The sequence below is a fragment of the Bradyrhizobium sp. genome (genome assembly GCF_017881085.1).
Classification (GTDB): Bacteria; Pseudomonadota; Alphaproteobacteria; order Rhizobiales; family Xanthobacteraceae; genus Bradyrhizobium.
Map to the genome: position 1 here is coordinate 1 of NZ_JADGRI010000479.1, position 2,808 is coordinate 2,808.

Genomic DNA, 2,808 nt, shown 5'->3' on the forward strand with positions numbered 1-2,808 from the left:
GTATGCAGAAGAGATAAGCGACTCTGAAGCATGTCGCTTCATCGTGCAGTACAAAGGTGCTGATCCCGACAGTGATTTGTTCTTTTCCAAGGTCAGTTCGCTGAGAACCAGAGTCTCTGAGAGTCGGTTTCGAAACTCATGCTGAGCGTGCGATGCGTCGTACAAGGAGCATGACGGAGGCGGCGTAGAGGAAGGCTTTTGCGGAGGCGATAGACGCTTCGAAGTCTTTGGCGAGCCGCCGGTTTCGATTGATCCAGGCGAAGAAGCGCTCGACGACCCAGCGCCTGGGCTGAACGGCGAAGCCGACCTGATCGGGTTTGCGCCGGACGATTTCGACGGCAATGGATGTGGCGGAAGCGACCTTGTCGCCGGCATAGCCGCCATCGGCGAAGACCCTTTTGATAAAGGGGAAGGACCGCCGCGACGTGCGCAGCAGCGGCCCGGCGCCATCGCGATCCTGGATGCCGGCATGATGAGGTTCGAGCACGAGACCGCGGCCATCGGTATCGACCAACGCATGGCGTTTCCTGCCCTTGATCTTCTTGCCGGCGTCATACCCGCGCGGACCGCCGCTTTCCGTCGTCTTGACGCTCTGACTATCGATGATCGCGGCGCTCGGCGATGGTTCCCGGCCGACGCGCTCGCGGTCCTCCATCACGAGTAGATGGTTGATCGCCTCGAAGCGTCCAGCGTCGCGCAGCAAAGCAAACCAGCGGTAGATCGTGCCCCAGGGCGGCAGGTCGGTTGGCAGTAACCGCCAAGGGCAACCTGCCCGCATCACGTAGAAGATCCCGTTGATGATCTCGCGCATCGGCCATGACCGGGGTCGGCCGGTCGCCCGCTCACCGGGAAGATGCGGCGCGATCACCGCCCACTCCGCGTCCGTCAAATCGGTCTGGTATCGAAAGTCCTTGCGGCTATGCTGCGCGCGGGTGGTCGGGGTCCACATGATGCCTCCAGCTCGGTCTCGACAACCTGCTGGAACCATCCAACGCCCCGCCACTCAACCCCTTTCGAAACAGCCGATTAGGAACTTGCCGACATCGAACAACAGTGCGGTAACAATCGCCCCGAACCAAACGTCCTGCCAAGAGACTGTGGTGTCAGGGAACCATTTGAACAGCATGGCGAACAGTGCCGCCAGAATCGCCAGAGAGACTACAAATTCGATCAACTGCCAAGCCATGGAGATTGCAGCGGCCTCTCCCCCAAGAGCGCTTGAGATCGCCGAGAGAGCGGCGCTCAGGACAAGCGCGACTGTGAGCAAAAGCCCGAGTGCCAAGACGCCAGCAAACGATATTAGATACGTGCGCACATACCACCAGAGGCTCACCTCCTTCGGATCTTCGACGTTCCAGATAGTGTTCATGGCGTCCTTCAACTGCGCGACGACACCCACGGCCGCAACAAGGATCAGAAGGACGCCCGTAGCAGCTGCAAGGTAACCGGCTGGTTTGGACGAGGCGCCGGCCAACATTGCTTCGATCGCCTTGCTACCCGTTGGGCCAAGCAGCGACCTGAACTGCGCGGACAGGCTTCCTCGGACCGCGTCGGCACCGAAAAACAGTCCAGCGACAGCTGTTACAAGAAGGAGCAGCGGGCCCATGGAAAAGACCGAATAGTAGGCGAGCGCCGCGCCAAGGCGAGGGCTTCGATGGTGGAACCATTGCGCAACCGCTGTAGTCAAGACTACCCAGATCATCGGCTCGGACCTCGTCACGAGGAGCAACGCACAGGCACGGTGGCCAGTTCCCGACGACGTCGACCGTCGAAGTCCTTTCGCGAACTTTGTTCGCCTCGGTTCGCCGCGTTTCGGGCAATGGGATTTGCGTGTGGGCCGGAGTTTACTTTTTGGGCTGATTCTCGGGAACGGCGGCCGGCGATTCGATCAGCGCGTGTGCGCTGCCAAAGAATCAGGGTCAACCCGACACGTTGAATAGCATACGTTCCAGTCAACCTGTCAGCCAAAGCCGTTGGGGAAGGCGCATGAGCATGCAGAGGCGGAATCTTCGCACGGGCCGGCCCTATTGGCTGAGCCAACCCATGCCGCGCATTCCCGTCTTACCGCTGACGCGAGATGTGCGGACGGAAATACTTGTCGTAGGTGCCGGGAGTTCTGGCGCTCTCGTTGCCGAAGCGTTGTCCGAGAGGCATACGGTGATCGTCGTCGACCGGCGCGGGGTCGCAAAAGGCTCGACGTCAGCCAGCACCGCCCTTGTCGAATATGAGATCGACACGCCCTTAATCCATCTGTCCCGCAACTTAGGTAGAGTCGACGCCGGCCGTGCGTGGAGACGCTCCTACCTCGCCGTCCGCAGCCTTGCCGCGCGGACTCGCGAACTCGGGATCAAGTGCGACATGTCGGCTCGTGATAGCCTCTATCTCTCCGGAAACGTGCTGGGGGTCGATGCTCTTCAAAAGGAGTGCGAAGCGCGGCGCGCGGTAGGCATCGAGACCCAATTCCTCTCGCGAGACGCCCTCCGTGAACGTTTTGGTATTGCCAGGTCGTCCGCCCTTCTCGCGTTCGACGACGTGGCGGTCGATCCGAGGCGGTTGACGGCTGGATATCTTCGCGTCGCCGCTGGAAGGGGCACTCGGCTATTCGCGCCCGTTGAAGTGACTGACATCGAAATTGGCCGAGGCGAGACACTAGCCGCAACTGCGGGTGGCCCGACCATTCGATGCAGCGTGATCGTTTATGCAACCGGATACGAGCTGCCGCCGTTCATCCCCGCCAAGGGCCATAGGGTTGCTTCGACCTATGCCATCGCCACCCGCCCGCAGCCGCGTCGGCTTTGGCCGGAACGG

General features: G+C 61.0%; 3 protein-coding genes. 1 reads left to right on the forward strand and 2 read right to left on the reverse strand.

Annotated features, from left to right (window positions below):
- Positions 1 to 136: 136 nt before the first annotated feature.
- Both QZ213_RS26900 and QZ213_RS26905 read right to left on the reverse strand, forming a co-directional pair.
- Positions 137 to 949: an IS5 family transposase gene (locus QZ213_RS26900; protein WP_291689084.1), complete on the reverse strand. Its 813-nt coding sequence runs from the start codon at positions 947 to 949 to the stop codon at positions 137 to 139.
- A 54-nt stretch (positions 950 to 1,003) separates the two neighbouring features.
- On the reverse strand, positions 1,004 to 1,702 hold the full coding sequence (locus QZ213_RS26905; RefSeq protein WP_291689085.1) for a YhjD/YihY/BrkB family envelope integrity protein: 699 nt from the start codon (positions 1,700 to 1,702) through the stop codon (positions 1,004 to 1,006).
- Between the two features lie 341 nt (positions 1,703 to 2,043).
- Here QZ213_RS26905 and QZ213_RS26910 point away from each other — a divergent pair.
- On the forward strand, positions 2,044 to 2,808 hold a 765-nt coding region (locus QZ213_RS26910), incomplete at its 3' end, for an FAD-dependent oxidoreductase (RefSeq protein WP_291689086.1).